Source organism: Pectobacterium atrosepticum (assembly GCA_019056595.1).
Taxonomy (GTDB): Bacteria; Pseudomonadota; Gammaproteobacteria; order Enterobacterales; family Enterobacteriaceae; genus Pectobacterium; species Pectobacterium atrosepticum.
The window spans coordinates 1,022,239-1,039,050 of sequence record CP036163.1; the positions used below are offsets into that span (position 1 = coordinate 1,022,239).

Consider the following 16,812-nt stretch of genomic DNA (forward strand, 5'->3'; position numbering starts at 1 on the left):
CGCAAGACTCATTAGAATCCGAGACTATCCAGAAGGTCGTCAACCTGATCCTGATTGGCTACGATACCAGCTGCACCTTTATCCAACTGAGGTCCATTCAGAAGACCATCATTTACACGCTTAGGTGCATCTGGTTTTTCTGGAATATTGTCAAGCAACACCATCAGCAGTTGTTTTTCAATCTCTTGAACAACATCCATCATACGCTTGATTACCTGACCGGTAAGGTCCTGGAAATCCTGCGCCATCATAATTTCCAACAGCTGAGCGTTGGTAAACGAGGTATGCTGTGGTACATCTTCAAGATAGCTACGCGTATCCGTCACTAATTCGCGGGCATCGGCCAGTTCGATTGGATTTTCAAACCATTCATCCCAACGTACCTTCAGAGATTTAGCATCAGCTTCTAGCAGGTTCTGACGTGGTTGCGCAGCCTCTACGCAGTTCAGAGCACGTTCTGCCGCTTGCGCAGTCATCTGGACTACATAGTCAAGACGATCGCGTGCATCAGGAATAGCCTCTGCTGCTTCTGCTATCGCATTATCGAGACCCAGTTCTTTCAAACTGTCGCGCAGCATACGAGTCAATTGGCCGATACGCGAAATAATCTCGGTTGCTGAAGCTGTGTCGTTCACGGACGGCATCTGTGGCGTCATAAGATCCCCTTACATACCCAATTTTTCGAAAATCTTACTTAGTTTTTCTTCGAGGGTAGCTGCAGTAAATGGTTTAACTACATAGCCGCTAGCACCTGCTTGTGCTGCAGCAATAATGTTCTCTTTCTTCGCTTCTGCCGTTACCATCAGTACGGGAAGCTTGGAAAGCGCGCCGTCAGCACGAATAGTCTGCAATAGCTCCAATCCATCCATATTGGGCATATTCCAGTCAGAAATGACGAAATCAAAAGCACCGGAGCGAAGCTTATTCAGCGCATCTGAGCCATCTTCTGCCTCTTCTACGTTATTAAAGCCCAGTTCCTTAAGCAGGTTACGGACAATTCGGCGCATTGTCGAAAAATCATCCACTACCAGAAATCTGAGTTCTTTATCGGCCATACCTACTCCTAAAATATTTATTGCTCACCGAGAGCTGCTTATATACGTAATGCCTGTCCGGCAGAGATTTGTGCCAACATTCGCTGGCTCACCTGGTGCAAATCCACCACTTCATCGACGCCACCCATCGCAATCGCTTCACGTGGCATCCCAAAAACCACACAACTTGCTTCATTTTGGGCCAGAGTATAAGCACCAGCCTGATGGAGTTCCAACATGCCGGCCGCCCCATCATTCCCCATTCCCGTGAGGATTACCCCTACGGCATTTCGCCCAGCGTATTGGGCAACCGAACGGAATAACACATCAACAGATGGACGATGCCGATTGACGGGTGGTCCATCATTTAAACGTACCTGGTAGTTTGCCCCACTGCGCGCCAACTCAAGATGGCGAGCCCCCGGCGCAATATAGGCATGTCCAGGAAGGACACGTTCCCCATCTTCTGCTTCTTTCACCGTAATCTGGCATAACTTATTCAAACGCTCGGCGAAAGATTTCGTAAAGCCCGGAGGCATGTGCTGTGTAATCAATAACGCAGGACTTGTCGGCGGCAGGGGTTGTAATACATGCCGTATCGCTTCCGTTCCCCCTGTGGATGCACCAATCGCGATTAGTTTTTCACTACTGAGCAATGGCATATGCTGAATAATTTTTGTTGGCTCTGCCGTTGTACTACGTTGCGGCAGACGCGCCTTCGCTGCCATGCGAATTTTTTCCGCAATCAGTTCGCTGTATGCAAGCATCCCCTCGCGGATACCTAACTGCGGTTTGGTGACAAAATCAATAGCACCAAGCTCCAGAGCGCGAAGCGTAATTTCAGAGCCTTTTCCCGTTAAAGATGACACCATTACAACAGGCATCGGGCGCAGGCGCATAAGCTTTTCAAGAAAATCCAGCCCATCCATGCGCGGCATTTCAACGTCCAGCGTTAATACCTGAGGATTGAATTTTTTAATCAAATCACGAGCAACTAATGGGTCTGGCGCAGTCGCGACAACTTCCATATCAGGATGGCTATTAATTATTTCAGTCATGATCTGACGCATTAGGGCAGAATCATCAACGCATAATACTCTTATCTTGCTCATTATCTTTCCTTAGCCAGTCCATATACAGTTTGCCCGCGCAAATAGAATTCACGACTGATCTGGCTGAAATTCTCTGAATGCCCAGCAAATAACAGTCCACCCGGTTTAAGCATCGGGACGAATCGACGGAGAATACGCTCTTGAGTTTCTTTATCGAAATAAATCATTACATTGCGACAAAAAATAGCATCGAATGGTGCGGGGACGGACCAATCAGGTGCGAGCAGATTTAGTTGTTGGAAATGCACCATGGACGCAAGCTCAGGGCGAACGCGAACCAAACCGCTATGTGGCCCAGTACCGCGTAAAAAAAACCGCTGTAGTTGCTGTGGAGAAAGAGAGCGCAATTCTTCTTGGCGATAGATGCCAGCCGTTGCCTTTTCTAACACTTGGGTATCAATGTCACTGGCCCATACCTGACATCCACTCGCTTTGTTACCTAAGACCTCAGCAAGTGTCATCGCCAATGAATAAGGTTCTTCCCCTGTAGACGCCGCCGTACTCCAGATGGTGTAGCCATTTGGACGTTTTTTTGCATGTTCTGCCAATATGGGAAAATGGTGGGCTTCGCGGAAAAACGCTGTCAGGTTAGTCGTTAATGCATTAACAAAGGCTTGCCATTCCGCACTGTTAGGATCTGACTCCAGTAGTGCTAAATACTGGCCAAAGTCATTGATACCCAATAAACGGAGACGTCTGACCAAACGGTTATAAACCATTTCGCGTTTGTGATCGGCGAGGACAATGCCGGCACGCTGATATATTAATTGGCTGATTCGACGGAAATGTGTGTCCGACAACGGCAACCGGTCAACCATCTGCGTCAGAATAGAAGCAGATTCAGGGCGATTTTGCGATGGTGTACTTTTCATATCAAACCGCTCTAATCTTGTTTTTTGCTATGGTGTTTTTCAATCTGAACTTTCCTTTACAGCTAACGCAGGTTTTTATTGTCATTCGTCAATTATTTATCGCATTGCGATTAAAACTGACACTGTATTGGTAATACACCCCGCAAGTTCTGAAAACCGAACCGCATAGCGGTGCCTGTTCTACCAAAGCCACATGCTGTTGGGTGGCGTTGTCCCTCTCATCACAGCTGTGCTACCTGCTTGCTTTGCTCTTTGGCCTTAATATTTTTAGCCTTAATACCAAAGCCACCTCACCCCATCACATCCATAACACAAGTTACAGATTGAACAATACCATGAATTACCATACCGCAAAGTACCGAGCACCACCTTACGATAATCCAAGTGCACACCGATAAATTACTCGCATATTCATTTTTTAAATTATGGCGAGTAAACAATCACCCAGCCACTTACATGTAAGCGGCTGGGGATGTACTTAGTAACGGCTTTACTGCATTTTGGGCTTATTTATAGAGCCTATGCCACGGTTTTTATCAGAAGGTTTCCCAATTGTCAGTTGATGAACCTTCTTTCGCTTTCTTACCGCCATTCACCGATGGGGCCAACAACACAGGTTTCTGACCCGCGGTTGCCTGTGTCGTTCTTCTGAACGACCCCGTATCTTCCGACAAACGGAATACAGCGACGGCCTGATTCAGCACTTTCACTTGTTCTTCCAATGCAACGGCGGCAGCCGCAGATTCTTCAACCAAGGAGGCATTTTGTTGCGTAACCCGATCCATCTCAGTTACAGCCTGACCGACCTGATCAATACCTTTACTTTGCTCATCAGAAGCAGAGGCAATTTCGCCCATAATATCCGTTACACGAGTGACGGCACTGACGATCTCTCCCATCGTCTCACCAGCACTTTCAACCAAGACAGAACCTTCATCGACCCGGCTGACAGAATCTTCAATCAGACTTTTAATTTCTTTTGCAGCCTGAGCACTACGCTGCGCCAAATTACGAACTTCCCCTGCAACAACCGCGAATCCACGGCCCTGCTCTCCTGCCCTGGCAGCTTCAACCGCCGCATTCAGCGCAAGAATGTTGGTTTGGAAAGCAATACCATCAATTACACTAGTAATATCGGCAATTTTTTGGGAACTTCCAGCAATATTGTGCATGGTTCTGACGACATTATCGACGACCTTGCCACCCTTCTGCGCCGTCTCTGACGCACTCAGTGCCAACTGGCTGGCCTGACGAGCATTTTCCGCATTCTGTTTAACTGTTGCCGTCAGCTGTTCCATGCTTGCCGCCGTTTCTTCTAGCGAGGCAGCCTGTTGTTCAGTACGTGAGGAAAGATCGTTATTCCCTGCACTAATTTCTGTAGCGCCGGTATAAATAGCATCAGCACCTTGTCGAACCGCGCTCACCGTCGAAACAAACTCACTTTGCATATGGCGAATGCTGTCAGCCAGAATTCCCATTTCATTACTACTGTGAAAATCAGTCGTTTTTGTCAGATCGCCTTTCGCAATATGGCGAATATGTTCAACAATACTATTTAGCGGTCTAATTAATAATTGTTGAATACCAAACCAGGAAAACAAGGCTAGGGCAAAAACCAAAGTAATGATAGAACCTAGAATCCAAAGCGCCGAGTCATACGCTGCATCATTTTTAGCTATACCAGCCTGATAAAGTTTATCGTTTTCTGCTTTATAGACGTAATACGCTTTTTCAAAGTTATCCTGAAAGCGCTGGGTCGGTTGCTCAATAAACTTCTTAAACTCCCCTGCGTTCAAAAACTGAATGAGTTCGGTCAGTGCCGCATTCAGAGCGACATAGTTTTCTTTTACGCCACGAGAAATACTGTCATCCTGCCGTGCATCCTGAGGCATTTTCTCATAGCGGATGAAATAATCATTTGCCACTGCAAGCTGCTTTTCAGCAGAGGTGAGAAGCTCTTTACCACCAACTCCCGCCCCCGTCCCGCTTACATCAAGGGCAAAACGCGTACCCGCGCGGTTGAGTGTATTACGGGTCTGTAATAAATATGACCATGCAGAGTCCAACTCGGAACGCTTCTGGTTAATAACCTGCGTTGAGCTGAAGATATCCTTATCATTTTTTAATGCACTAAAGAATAAACCACCAGAAATAAGCTGGAGTGCCCCAAACAACACCAGTACAAGCATCAAACCGGTAACAACTTTTATACGGTTAAACATATAACGCCTTTTGAGTAGAACAACCACCGATAATATCGGCATTATTCTGGATATCTTTACGAATTTTCGAACTGACAAGGATATGACTAAGGAAGGTTTTTGGGGCCACTTTCGTAGCCCCTGACGGTCGATGAATTAGACCTTCAATACGCTATCGACCAGCGCCATTTCTTCGCTGCTCAACAGTTTCTCGATATCAACCAGAATCAGCATTCTCTCGCCCAGAGAGCCCAAACCAGTCAGGTACTCTGTTGACAGCGTTACAGCAAACTCAGGTGCTGGTCGAATTTGGTCCGCAGTCAGTGACAACACATCAGACACGCCATCTACAACGATGCCGACTACGCGCTGGCCAAGGTTCAGAACAATAACAACCGTGTTGTCGTCGTATTCAACATCCAGCTTGGCGAATTTAACGCGTAAATCAACAATCGGTACAATGACACCGCGTAGGTTGGTGACACCTTTAATGAAGGAAGGTGTATTGGCAATACGTGTTACCTGGTCATAACCACGAATCTCTTGTACTTTTAAAATATCAACGCCGTACTCTTCGTCACCCAGCGTAAAAATCAGGAATTCCTGTCCTACTGTTTCGCCAGTTAATTTCGTGACGCTTGCAAGTCCAGTCATGTTTTCCACCCTTTATTAACGATCTGTTTTATTAAGCAGCAGTTTCAACCACACGCTTTTCACGATTAAGCGCTTGTAACGCTGAAACATCCACAATCAGCGCAACGCTGCCATCACCAAGAATGGTAGCGGCTGAAACGCCTGGTACCTTGCGATAATTACTTTCCAGGTTTTTGACGACGACCTGATGCTGCCCAATCAACTGATCGACCAACAAGGCATAACGTCTACCTGCACTTTGCAGAATAACGACAATACCCTGGGTAGCATCCGTTTTAGCGCCATCCACATCAAAGATATGGAACAATTCAACGAGAGGTAAATATTCACCACGAACCTGCAATACGCGCTCTCCGCCAGCTAACGGATACAGGTCTTCCGACTGCGGCTGCAAAGATTCCATCACGGCGTTAAGCGGTAGAATAAAGACTTCTTTGTTAACTTTAACGGACATGCCATCAAGAATGGCTAACGTTAATGGCAACAGAATTCTGATAGTCGTGCCTTTTCCAGCCTGGAAGTGAATTTCGACATGACCACCCATTTCCTGAATATTCCGCTTCACTACGTCCATGCCTACGCCACGGCCAGAAACATCCGTGACTTTCTCAGCTGTGGAGAAGCCTGGAGCAAAGATCAACATGCCCACGTCTTCATCAGACATCGAATCGCTCACTGCCAACCCTTGAGACAACGCTTTAGCCAGAATTCTCTCGCGGTTGAGCCCGGCCCCATCGTCGATAACTTCAATGCAGATGTTACCACCTTGATGTTCCGCAGAAAGCGTCAGGTTACCTACAGCAGCCTTACCGGCCGCAACGCGCTTATCTGGAGATTCGATACCGTGATCGAGGCTGTTACGCACTAAGTGTGTCAGAGGATCAATAATACGTTCGATCAAACTCTTATCTAATTCAGTCGAACTCCCCATCAGCGTTAGCTCGACCTGCTTATCCAATTTGGCAGCCAAGTCACGAACCAAACGAGGGAAGCGGCTGAATACATATTCCATCGGCATCATACGGATGGACATAACGGACTCTTGCAGATCGCGAGCGTTACGTTCCAACTGGCCCATACTGTTGAGTAGGTCACCATGCGCCACAGGATCGAGTTCACTTGAGCGCTGTGCCAACATTGATTGCGTAATGACTAACTCACCAACGAGGTTGATAAGCTGATCGACCTTCTCTACCGCTACGCGAATGCTGGTATCACCGGTTTTTGCTTTATTTTTTCCATTTTCCGGTGCAGATTGCGGTTTTGCAGCAACTGGCGCGGGCGGTGCCACTGGCACTACAGGCGTTTCAACCGCGGCCAATGCCTCCACGACTTCAGCGACAACAGGTTGACTGGCTACGGCAGGCTTAAAGCTTATTTGTTCAGGTTCGAGAACAAAACACAGCACAGCACTAATATCGTCTTCGCTTTCAGACGTGACCAATGTCACTTCTACGCTAGTGTCAGTCTGGTGAGGATCTTTAACGGTTCCCAGATTGCCGAGTTCTTCCAGCATCTGAGGTATTTCCTGAGATTTCAGACCGGTTAATGCGATACGCATTTCACCTTTACCTGCACCGTTAGATGCCTGACTAGCAGAATGCTGTGTGGTGTCATGCTGGGTTGCGTCATCATCAGCTTTAGATTCCAGAGCAAGCTGGCGCAGAGCCTGACAGATGTACTCAAAGCTTTCAGCATTGGGTTCCTGTGCGGTTTTATAAGCGTCCAACTGATCCTGCATAATGTCTTTTGTTTCCAGAAACAGATTGATGATATCAGTGCTAAGACGCATTTCGCCACGTCTTGCCCCATCGAGTAAATTTTCTAAAAGGTGCGTAGTTTCCTGCAATGCTTTAAAGCCGAATGTGCCAGCGCCTCCTTTTATGGAGTGAGCCGCACGGAAAATCGCATTCAATTGCTCGGTATCGGGCTCCGATGGATCCAACAATAATAAGTGTTGTTCCATATCTGCCAGTAATTCATCTGCTTCATCAAAGAATGTTTGATAGAAAGCACTCATGTCCATGCTCACGTGGTCACCTCTGCTGTGAATCGCGGCTTATTGAGAAGGCGTCGCCTGGCTATCGGGCGCAGCAGGCAACGCAGTCGTTGGCTGTTGGCGCTCTGGAGCAGGAACTCCATTAGTTGGTTGTGGCGATGATCCACCACTTCCACTCGTATTGTTGTTATCACTATTTTCGGCAGCCGGAGTGGTAGGTTTAGGCTTATCCAACCCTATATTTTGTAAATTTTCCGCCTTGTCTATATTTACAGCAGAGCTTTCTGCATTTTCTTCTTCAATGTCTTTTTGCGCTTGTCTGCTCAATACCAACAAACTGATGCGTCGGTTAATCGCATCATTTCCACTTGCCGCCTGTTTGAGGCTCATTGTCGCAGCCATACCAACAACGCGCAAAACTTTTCCATCAGACAAACCACCCCAAATAAGCTCTCGGCGTGATGCATTGGCACGATCTGCGGACAATTCCCAGTTACTATAACCACGTTCCCCTGTCGTATACTGAACATCATCAGTATGACCTGATATACTCAGCTTATTAGGGAAATCATTCATAATAGGGGCTATCGCACGCAGGATATCTCGCATATAAGGCTCAACCTGTGCGCTCCCAGTTTTAAACATTGGACGGTTTTGACTATCAATGATTTGGATGCGTAATCCTTCCTCAATCATTTCAATTAACAGATGTGGGCGGAGTGCACGTAATCGAGGATCAGCCTCAATTAACTGATCCAAGCGTTCACGCAGTCTATTGAGTCGAACCTCATCCAACTTCTTTTCCACGTTATCCGTTTTGATGGCCTTTCTCACTTCACCATCTTGCTGAGTGGGATCATTCCCCCCACCGGGTATTGGGCTAGAACTGTCGCTTGATTTAGAGCCTGAAGTTAACGCAACCTTTAGCGGAGTACGAAAATACTCTGCGATTTGCGCCAGTTGCATTGGCGTAGAAATTGCGATAAGCCACATTACCAGAAACAATGCCATCATTGCTGTCATAAAGTCAGCGTAGGCAATCTTCCAGGAGCCACCATGGTGGCCCCCATGTCCAGACTTACGCTTTTTGCGAATAATGGGATGCTGATGTTTCATGCGTTACTGTCCGACGCTTGCTGAGTCGGTGATTTCACTCGACGAATGTGCTCTTCTAATTCGGTAAAGGAAGGACGCTCCGTTGAGTAGAGCGTTTTACGTCCAAATTCAACGGCAATTTGCGGAGCATAGCCATTAAGGCTCGACAGTAAAGTGACTTTAATGCACTGCAATACTTTGATTTTTTCTGCATTTTTCTGACGCAACAGCGCTGCCAGTGGAGAGACAAAACCGTAAGCCAGTAGAATACCAAGGAAGGTTCCCACCATAGCGTGGGCGATCATCATCCCCAACTCAGCGGCAGGCCGGTCAACATAGGCCAATGAGTGAACAACGCCCATAACTGCGGCGACGATACCAAACGCAGGGAGACCGTCCCCCATCATCGTCAAACTGGACGCAGGCACTTCACTCTCGTGTTCAACCGTTTCGATCTCTTCATCCATCAGCGTTTCAATCTCAAATGCATTCATGTTACCGCTGACCATCAAACGCAAATAATCGGTGATAAACTCAACAATATTGTTGTCGGAAAGGATATTCGGATAGCTTGAGAAAATTTCACTTTCACGAGGATTATCAATATCAAACTCCAAGGAAAGCATGCCTTGCTGGCGGGATTTGGCCATCACACGAAAGAGCAAGGCCATGAGGTCCATATACAACGCTTTATTGTACTTGGAGCTTTTGATCAAAAGAGGTAACGCACGTATTGTTGCTTTTATCGCCTTTCCGTTGTTCCCAACGATGAAAGCGCCTATCGCTGCACCGCCGATAATAAGCAGCTCCGAAGGTTGATAAAGCGCCCCCAAGGCCCCACCGACCATGAGATAACCGCCGAGTATCGAGGCCACAATTACGATATAACCCAATATAACCAGCACAAGAAATCCTTATAATAAAAAAGGTGGGCGGGAAGCGAGATAAAACTGCGGAGCCGTAGCCAGGACGTTCTTGAGGAAGAAATCTATCACCGCCGTCACAACCAACAGTGATAGATTCACAAATCGCTACAGGCTCAGACTGCGTGTTTTACCTGTTCATCCAGCAGTTGAGGTATTATATCGGCAAGATTTTGCGAAAGTTTACGCCTTTTTACCGCTCGGGAAGGGGGTTGGCATAAACTACAAACAAAACTGTTTTTAGGTTGATGAGCGTGGGTAATGAACATCCCTTTACAGCAATTACATGACGATAGTTGCAGCATACCGCTGTCAACAAACCGGACTAGTGTCCAAGCCCGTGTCAATGCTAACAGTGGAGAATCGCTCTGCGGCGGACACTGTTCCAAGTAAAGTCGATAAGATTTAATAACTGCTTCAACGCCGCTGCACTGCCCATTTTTGATCAAAAAGCTGTAGGCGTTGTAGAACATTGATGAATGAATATTCTGTTCCCAGGTCATAAACCAATCCGTTGAAAAAGGTAACATTCCTTTTGGCGGCGGACTTCCTCTAAGTTCTTTGTACAGTTTAATCAAACGTCCGCGACTTAACTGAGTTTCACTTTCCAGCATCTGTAAACGAGCACCGAGCGAAATGAGCTCCATCGCCAATTGGATGTCTTTCGCTTCCTGAACAATACTTTTCTCCGCCATTACTTATGCCCTTTTCTTAGGCAGGTTTTCTTCTTTCGAAGCTAACTGTTGTAATAAGCTGCTCGACAACAAAATCCCCGTATGAATTTGCTGTAAATCATCCACACGTGATTCCTGGGTCAACACTTTGATTGTATTGTGATCGTTAAAGCGGAAATGGCATATCAGTTGGTTAGTTTCTGCCAATTTAACCATCTGCGGTAAAGTCAGTTGCATCAAGATATTTGCCATCTCGTCATTGATTCCCAGACGAAACATCGCAGAAGCTTTTTCATCATTTATTAAGCGTTGCGCCAGTAACAAATAAGACAGATTAATGTCATAAATGTGTTTGAGTAATTCAGAGGTACCCATATTTCCCATCCCGACAGGCTATGTTTAAAACATAAGTTAGGTGATAGACCATATCGCCCAGTTCGAAAATCACTCTCCATTGATGGCATAAAAAACTATCGGTGCCAGATACTGCGAGCTACTACTTTATCATTTATTATTCGGGCAATCGTTACTTGCCAACTTTACGCATCACGCTGAGAATCCGTCCATCCGTTGCTTTCTAGTCCTACCCTGAAGACCCTCTCCAGCTAAAGCATAGGATTAATCCTAAAACAGCGCAACTGTACCGCCTAATCCATAGCACATACAACGCGACTGAAGAATGATTTTGGTCATTATGTGACACGGATCACATAAATGAAAGCGTTATGAACCTAGCCCTGTCTGGTCAGATCACTTTTATGCTTATTTTTACGTCAGAAATGCGTACAAAGCGTTACAAAAAAGAGCATTCAAAATAATCAAAAAGAAACAATTTGGTTGCTATATAAATGATAGATATACAAAAAATCTGCAACACCCCAAACACATACCGTTATGTAAGTTTATACCTTTCACAAAAAACTTACACTTTTTACCCAAAAAACTCTTAATTGCATATTCTGAAGCAAAATTTATCTATCTCTTGCCAACCCGCAGTTGCAACAATAACAAAGTATATAGGCATAGCAGCGAAAGAGCAGAAAAACAATTAACTTATTGATATTAAAATAGATAACCTGCCCATGATAATGAATTGTAGTCGCTAGCAGTACGAAGCCATACGAAACAAACGTATGGCTTCAACGACCTCAGTGTCACGCTACAGGATGCGTCTGCAGCACTGGAGGGTGGATTGTCTATAGAGTCATTTTCCCGATCGTGTCTTCACGACCCGGTTAACCAGCCAAATGCCTGAGCATACCAGAATGAGTGCAAAGAAATATTTCCACTCCAAGATACTCTCATTAAGAAACAGCGCTGACAGCAGTGTGCCAGACACCGGGATGAGAAAATTGAATGGAGCAACCATACCGACTCGATTATATTTCAGCAATTGACTCCATAATGAAAAAGCGGCTGAAGACAGCAAAATAAGATAGCCTAGCATCAATACAGCCCTCCAATCAGGTATGATGAGTGACCCACCTGTACAATACCCCGATATTGTTAAAATGATCCCACCAATAGCGAGTTGATAACCGGTCATGACGGTTGGGTCCATCGTTTGTGATATCCGCTTACCATATATAGTCGATGCAGACAAAATAAATGAGGCAATAACGACGAACCCATCACCTAATAGTGTAAAACCAATATTCATTCCATTACTGTTTATATTAACTGCCATCACACCAGCGAAACCTAATATACAACCAATTATCTTATTGATATTTAATTTATCATTTTGGTATAAATAATGAGCAAGAAGGACGCTGAAAAACGTACTGGTTGCATTCATGATCGAACCTTTAACACCGGTGGTATAAGCCAAACCGATATAGAAAAAAACATACTGCAATGATGTCTGAAATGTTCCCAATATTGTCAGTTGGGCTAACTGCCCACGCTGGAAACGCCCGATAGACCGCCCGCTTAACACGGCTAGCGCCAGCAGCAGCAGTCCGGCAAACGCGAATCGATAACCCGCGAAGACGAGTTTTCCAGGAATATCATCATCCGCAATGTGAAACAGCTCATAGCCATTTTTAATGGCCGGATAAGCACTCCCCCACAGTAGACAGCATAATGTGGCGATAAAAAAAACAACTTTTTTATCAGAAAAAAAATGCGTGCACTTTTCCAAGAAAAATCCCTCCGAAGATAGAGCCGACATAATAGCGTTGAATCCCCGACAAATAAAGTTCGAGTGCCAGACCCTTTATTTTTTATTATCAATCTGTATGATTTCGCATCACGTAATTTTATTTTCTTTTTAAAGAGTTAAAAACGTGATCGGGATCGCATCGAATTTGGTTAAGGTTTCTCAATATATGCCGATTATCTTTTACATTGGTTGTTTAGCTAATAGATTGTCATTAATGTAGACACTAAAACCTAAACGCCAATGCCGCCGCTAGTGGCATGGTAAATCATAATTTCCTGAGAATGAGCGAATGGATATGAAAATAACTTCAAGGTCTGAGCAGCACGCCGAGGTTGGCATGCTGAGCAATTTACGGCTAGTTCCCTTATTCATCATTATTCTGGGTGGTATCATGCTGTTATTTGCAGCATCTATAGGCACATCCAGCTACTTTTTACAGAGCAGTAATCAGTCATTAGATGACGTCACACAAGAAATCGATACCCGGATGGGGATTTCAAACAGTTCCAACCACCTTCGCACCGCACGTTTATTGTTAATACAGGCAGCAGCAGCTGCACGTATTGGCGACTCTCAGGTCTTCAATGACAACCTGAAGCAAGCTGAGCAACGTCTGGATCAATCAAAAAAAGCTTTCCTTGTCTATGAAGAACGTCCAGTTAAAACACCTCAGGATATGGCGTTGGACGGCGATTTACGCAAATCCTATGATGCTTATGTTAATCAAGGTCTTATGCTGATGCTTACTGCAGCTAAGCAAGGACTGTTTGAAGAGGTCATTACCCTCGAATCTGAAGAAACCCGTATTTTAGATTTAGCCTATAACAAATTTTTGCTAGAGGCAGTCTCTTACCGCACGCAAAGAGCGAAAGAATTAAACGAAACGGCGCATAAAAATGCGTTACTCGGATATTCGTTAATGGGAGGCAGCTTTGCTCTGGCCACCATTTTAACGCTTCTGACATTCTTCCTTCTGAGAGGGACCCTCATCAAACCAATTAATCAGTTGGTTATGAGAATTCAGCGCATTGCGCAAGGAGATCTGACTCAAATGTCGGATCGTTATGGCAAGAATGAAATTGGTACACTCGCCAGCAATGTTCAGCAAATGCAATCTTCTCTGGTTACTACCGTTACTACCGTTCGGGAAAGCGCGGATTCTATTTATCAAGGTTCAACGGAAATCTCATCCGGTAACACAGACCTTTCTTCACGAACCGAACAGCAAGCCGCAGCGCTTGAACAAACAGCGGCAAGCATGGAGCAATTAACCGCAACCGTGAAGCAAAACTCAGAAAATGCGCACCACGCAAGCCAACTCGCGGCGAATGCTTCAGGAAAAGCCAAACAGGGTGGAGAAATCGTTGCAAACGTTGTCAATACGATGAACAGCATTTCGGGTAGCTCAAAGAAAATATCTGAGATTACCAGCGTCATTAACAGTATTGCTTTCCAAACTAATATTCTCGCGCTCAATGCCGCAGTTGAAGCAGCCAGAGCGGGAGAACAAGGTCGCGGTTTTGCCGTTGTCGCGAGCGAGGTTCGCAGTCTCGCACAGCGTAGTGCGCAGGCTGCAAAAGAGATCGAAACGCTGATTTCCGAATCAGTCAACCTGGTCAACAGTGGCTCTGTTCTGGTTGATAACGCTGGTCAAACAATGCGAGAGATTGTCGATGCCGTCACTAACGTCACTGACATCATGGGTGAAATAGCCTCTGCTTCTGACGAACAAAGCCGAGGCATTACTCAGGTCGGTCAGGCAATATCTGAAATGGACAGCGTGACACAGCAGAATGCTTCGCTCGTTCAGGAAGCCAGTGCCGCTGCGGCATCGCTGGAAGAGCAAGCGGCATTGCTTACCCGTGCAGTTGCGACATTTAAATTATCCAGCCATTTATCAAGTGGTCATTCAGCACCTGCCCGACCGAACGCGCTGGCTGCCAAGGGCCGTTCATCACTCGCCCTTCCCCGTCAGGCCAATACGGAAAACGGTAACTGGGAAACGTTCTAATACTGGATACCAACATCACTGCGAGCATTATTCACTCGGACAATGCTCGCATATTGATGTGTTCCTCTTCACTCTTTTTCCGATAGCGTTTTCAACTCAACAAACGTGCCATCCTTACTATCAACTTCATTGAAAAACCAGATGCCAGCCGGGTAATCTTCTAATGCGACTAAATACATTATTCCTTCCTGAAACGTTTCCACAGCCAGAATCGTCCCTTCTCTACGCGTCTTCCCATCGGTTTTAACAGTAACCAAATCATTAACTTTCATAAATTTATCTCAAAATAGCTTCTAACATCAAAAAAACAGCATTATCATTTACCGCTACGGCAATAAAAGTACCTGTATGAAATGATTAATTTTATTTATTTTTAACAACGCCATGTTGACCCTCTCTATCATTAAATATCGATTATTCAGGCAAAAATTGATCGTTTCTATCCTAGTACATCCGACATACCCGCAAAAGAGATTAAAAGTTGAACGAACTACTGAACGTTAATGAACAGAGAGATAACGGTGAGTCGGGCTACAATCAAGTTATAACATCCGAATGGACGCAATTGATAGCCACAACCTCACAACAATCTTTTAATCTACTGCGTACCCTCGCCGTTCAAAAAGCATCCGATTTTGCTGACGAGTTCTACATCTACATGCTCAAAGATCAAGAAGCTTCGCTTTTTCTTTCCAGTCAGCAGGTCCATGATCGACTCCATGGCTCTATGAGCAAATGGATAGCAGACATTTTAACGAATACCGGCGACAGTCTGGCAGACCTGATTAACCATCAAAAGAAAATTGGTCAGATTCATGCGCGTATTGGTATTCCCGTCGATCTGGTTGAACGCGGCGCTCGACGTCTCAAATGGCACCTTTATGAACACATCGCACAGGTGGCAGATGATAAAGCACTATGCTTTGATGCCATGCGTTTCGCTTCGATTTCCATGGATATCGCCATAGAGATAATGAGTAAAACGTATTCGCAATCGCACGATCTGGCAGCCAAAAATGAAGAATCCTATCGGCTATTTTCTATTCTGGAAAATGCCAGTATGGAGAGAGAACGGCAAAATGCATCGCTGCTAAATTGGGAAAATGCCTTTATTTTTAGCGTTGCTACCGGTACGCCACTTTCCAGCATCCAGGATTTAAGCGATTCGGATTTTGGCCTGTGGTTTAACCATAAGGGGAAATCCAGCTTCAGTAACATTCAGGGAATACGTACCATCGCGACAATCATGACTGAAACCGATGAGTACATCCGCAACTATAGTCACACAGCACTACTGACGCAGCAGGATTACGCACCGCTACTTAAAGCGGTCAGAAGTAAAATCTATAAAATAAATATGCTGTTGGGATCGCTATTTGACGAAGTTCAAAAACTGGAGAGTGGCAAAGATACATTGACCCTTCTGCTAAACCGCCGCTTCCTGCCAACGATTCTTCGACACGAAATATCGCTGACAATGCATTCAAATACGCCGCTCAGCATCGCTATGATTGATATTGACCACTTTAAATCCGTCAATGACACCTATGGTCATGCCGCTGGCGACAACATCCTGAAAAGGATTGCAGAAATTCTGTATGAGAGCACGCGAAACAGCGACTATGTGTTCCGTTATGGCGGGGAAGAATTCCTGATCGTACTCATTGAGACACCCAAAGTTGCCGCTCACACCATCATCGAACGGCTGAGAAAGAAAATCGAGAATCACTTTATCCATCTTCAAAACGGCGAAAGCGTCAAGATGACCATCAGCGCAGGCATCGCCGTGTATAGTGGCCATCCAGATTATGAGTGCCTGATAAAGGCTGCGGACGATGCACTCTATCAGGCCAAGGCCAACGGCAGAAACCGGATCGAATACGCGCCGGAATAGCTATTCCCTCTTATTGCAAACCTGCATTTCAACCCACATCGAAAAAAGAATAGTGCCCTATTCATCATCGCAGGTTTGCATCATGTCCATAACTAAACGGATAAATTCCCCTCATTGGACAAATTCACTTTTCTCACACAGATATCTCAACCCGCTAGCGAGAGCGATTTTCTTACGCC

At 45.5% G+C, this 16,812-nt stretch carries 15 protein-coding genes; 2 read left to right on the top strand and 13 right to left on the bottom strand.

The features are described from left to right. Positions 1-11 precede the first annotated feature (11 nt). From cheZ to DCX48_05355, 12 genes are all read right to left on the bottom strand, one after another. Positions 12-656 carry a protein phosphatase CheZ gene (gene cheZ, locus DCX48_05300; GenBank protein ID QXE13978.1) on the bottom strand — a complete coding sequence of 215 codons (645 nt, stop codon included), beginning with the start codon at positions 654-656 and terminating at the stop codon, positions 12-14. Positions 657-665: 9 nt separating this feature from the next. Next, positions 666-1,055, bottom strand: coding sequence for a chemotaxis protein CheY (cheY, locus tag DCX48_05305; protein ID QXE13979.1), 390 nt, complete (start codon positions 1,053-1,055; stop codon positions 666-668). A gap of 38 nt (positions 1,056-1,093) precedes the next feature. Further along, positions 1,094-2,146: a chemotaxis response regulator protein-glutamate methylesterase gene (locus DCX48_05310; GenBank protein ID QXE13980.1), complete on the bottom strand. Its 1,053-nt coding sequence runs from the start codon at positions 2,144-2,146 to the stop codon at positions 1,094-1,096. After that, positions 2,146-3,018, bottom strand: a complete 873-nt coding sequence (cheR, locus tag DCX48_05315) for a protein-glutamate O-methyltransferase CheR (protein QXE13981.1) — start codon at positions 3,016-3,018, stop codon at positions 2,146-2,148. The genes DCX48_05310 and cheR overlap by 1 nt, the downstream gene beginning before the upstream one ends. A gap of 536 nt (positions 3,019-3,554) precedes the next feature. Then, positions 3,555-5,240, bottom strand: a complete 1,686-nt coding sequence (locus tag DCX48_05320) for a HAMP domain-containing protein (protein QXE13982.1) — start codon at positions 5,238-5,240, stop codon at positions 3,555-3,557. Positions 5,241-5,375: 135 nt separating this feature from the next. Then, positions 5,376-5,873 carry a chemotaxis protein CheW gene (gene cheW / locus DCX48_05325; GenBank protein ID QXE13983.1) on the bottom strand — a complete coding sequence of 166 codons (498 nt, stop codon included), beginning with the start codon at positions 5,871-5,873 and terminating at the stop codon, positions 5,376-5,378. 31 nt (positions 5,874-5,904) lie between these two features. Beyond that, complete coding sequence (gene cheA, locus DCX48_05330; protein QXE17156.1) at positions 5,905-7,899, bottom strand: chemotaxis protein CheA; 1,995 nt, start codon at positions 7,897-7,899, stop codon at positions 5,905-5,907. 33 nt (positions 7,900-7,932) lie between these two features. Then, on the bottom strand, positions 7,933-8,988 hold the full coding sequence (gene motB, locus DCX48_05335; protein QXE13984.1) for a motility protein MotB: 1,056 nt from the start codon (positions 8,986-8,988) through the stop codon (positions 7,933-7,935). Beyond that, complete coding sequence (motA, locus tag DCX48_05340) at positions 8,985-9,872, bottom strand: flagellar motor stator protein MotA (GenBank protein QXE13985.1); 888 nt, start codon at positions 9,870-9,872, stop codon at positions 8,985-8,987. Before motA ends, motB begins: the two co-directional genes overlap by 4 nt. A 134-nt stretch (positions 9,873-10,006) precedes the next feature. Continuing rightward, the gene (flhC, locus tag DCX48_05345) at positions 10,007-10,585 is read right to left on the bottom strand and encodes a flagellar transcriptional regulator FlhC (GenBank protein QXE13986.1); all 579 of its coding nucleotides are present in this window, start codon (positions 10,583-10,585) and stop codon (positions 10,007-10,009) included. 3 nt (positions 10,586-10,588) lie between these two features. Beyond that, on the bottom strand, positions 10,589-10,939 hold the full coding sequence (gene flhD / locus DCX48_05350) for a flagellar transcriptional regulator FlhD (protein ID QXE13987.1): 351 nt from the start codon (positions 10,937-10,939) through the stop codon (positions 10,589-10,591). Positions 10,940-11,768: 829 nt separating this feature from the next. Next, positions 11,769-12,707: a DMT family transporter gene (locus DCX48_05355; GenBank protein ID QXE13988.1), complete on the bottom strand. Its 939-nt coding sequence runs from the start codon at positions 12,705-12,707 to the stop codon at positions 11,769-11,771. Between the two features lie 310 nt (positions 12,708-13,017). Here DCX48_05355 and DCX48_05360 point away from each other — a divergent pair, with 310 nt between their 5' ends. Continuing rightward, positions 13,018-14,739: a HAMP domain-containing protein gene (locus tag DCX48_05360; GenBank protein QXE13989.1), complete on the top strand. Its 1,722-nt coding sequence runs from the start codon at positions 13,018-13,020 to the stop codon at positions 14,737-14,739. A gap of 68 nt (positions 14,740-14,807) precedes the next feature. On the opposite strand, the gene dsrB is transcribed toward DCX48_05360, so the two are convergent. Further along, positions 14,808-15,011, bottom strand: a complete 204-nt coding sequence (gene dsrB, locus DCX48_05365; protein QXE13990.1) for a protein DsrB — start codon at positions 15,009-15,011, stop codon at positions 14,808-14,810. A gap of 209 nt (positions 15,012-15,220) precedes the next feature. On the opposite strand from dsrB, the gene DCX48_05370 reads away from it, so the two are divergent. Further along, complete coding sequence (locus tag DCX48_05370; GenBank protein QXE13991.1) at positions 15,221-16,633, top strand: diguanylate cyclase; 1,413 nt, start codon at positions 15,221-15,223, stop codon at positions 16,631-16,633. Positions 16,634-16,812: the final 179 nt, after the last annotated feature.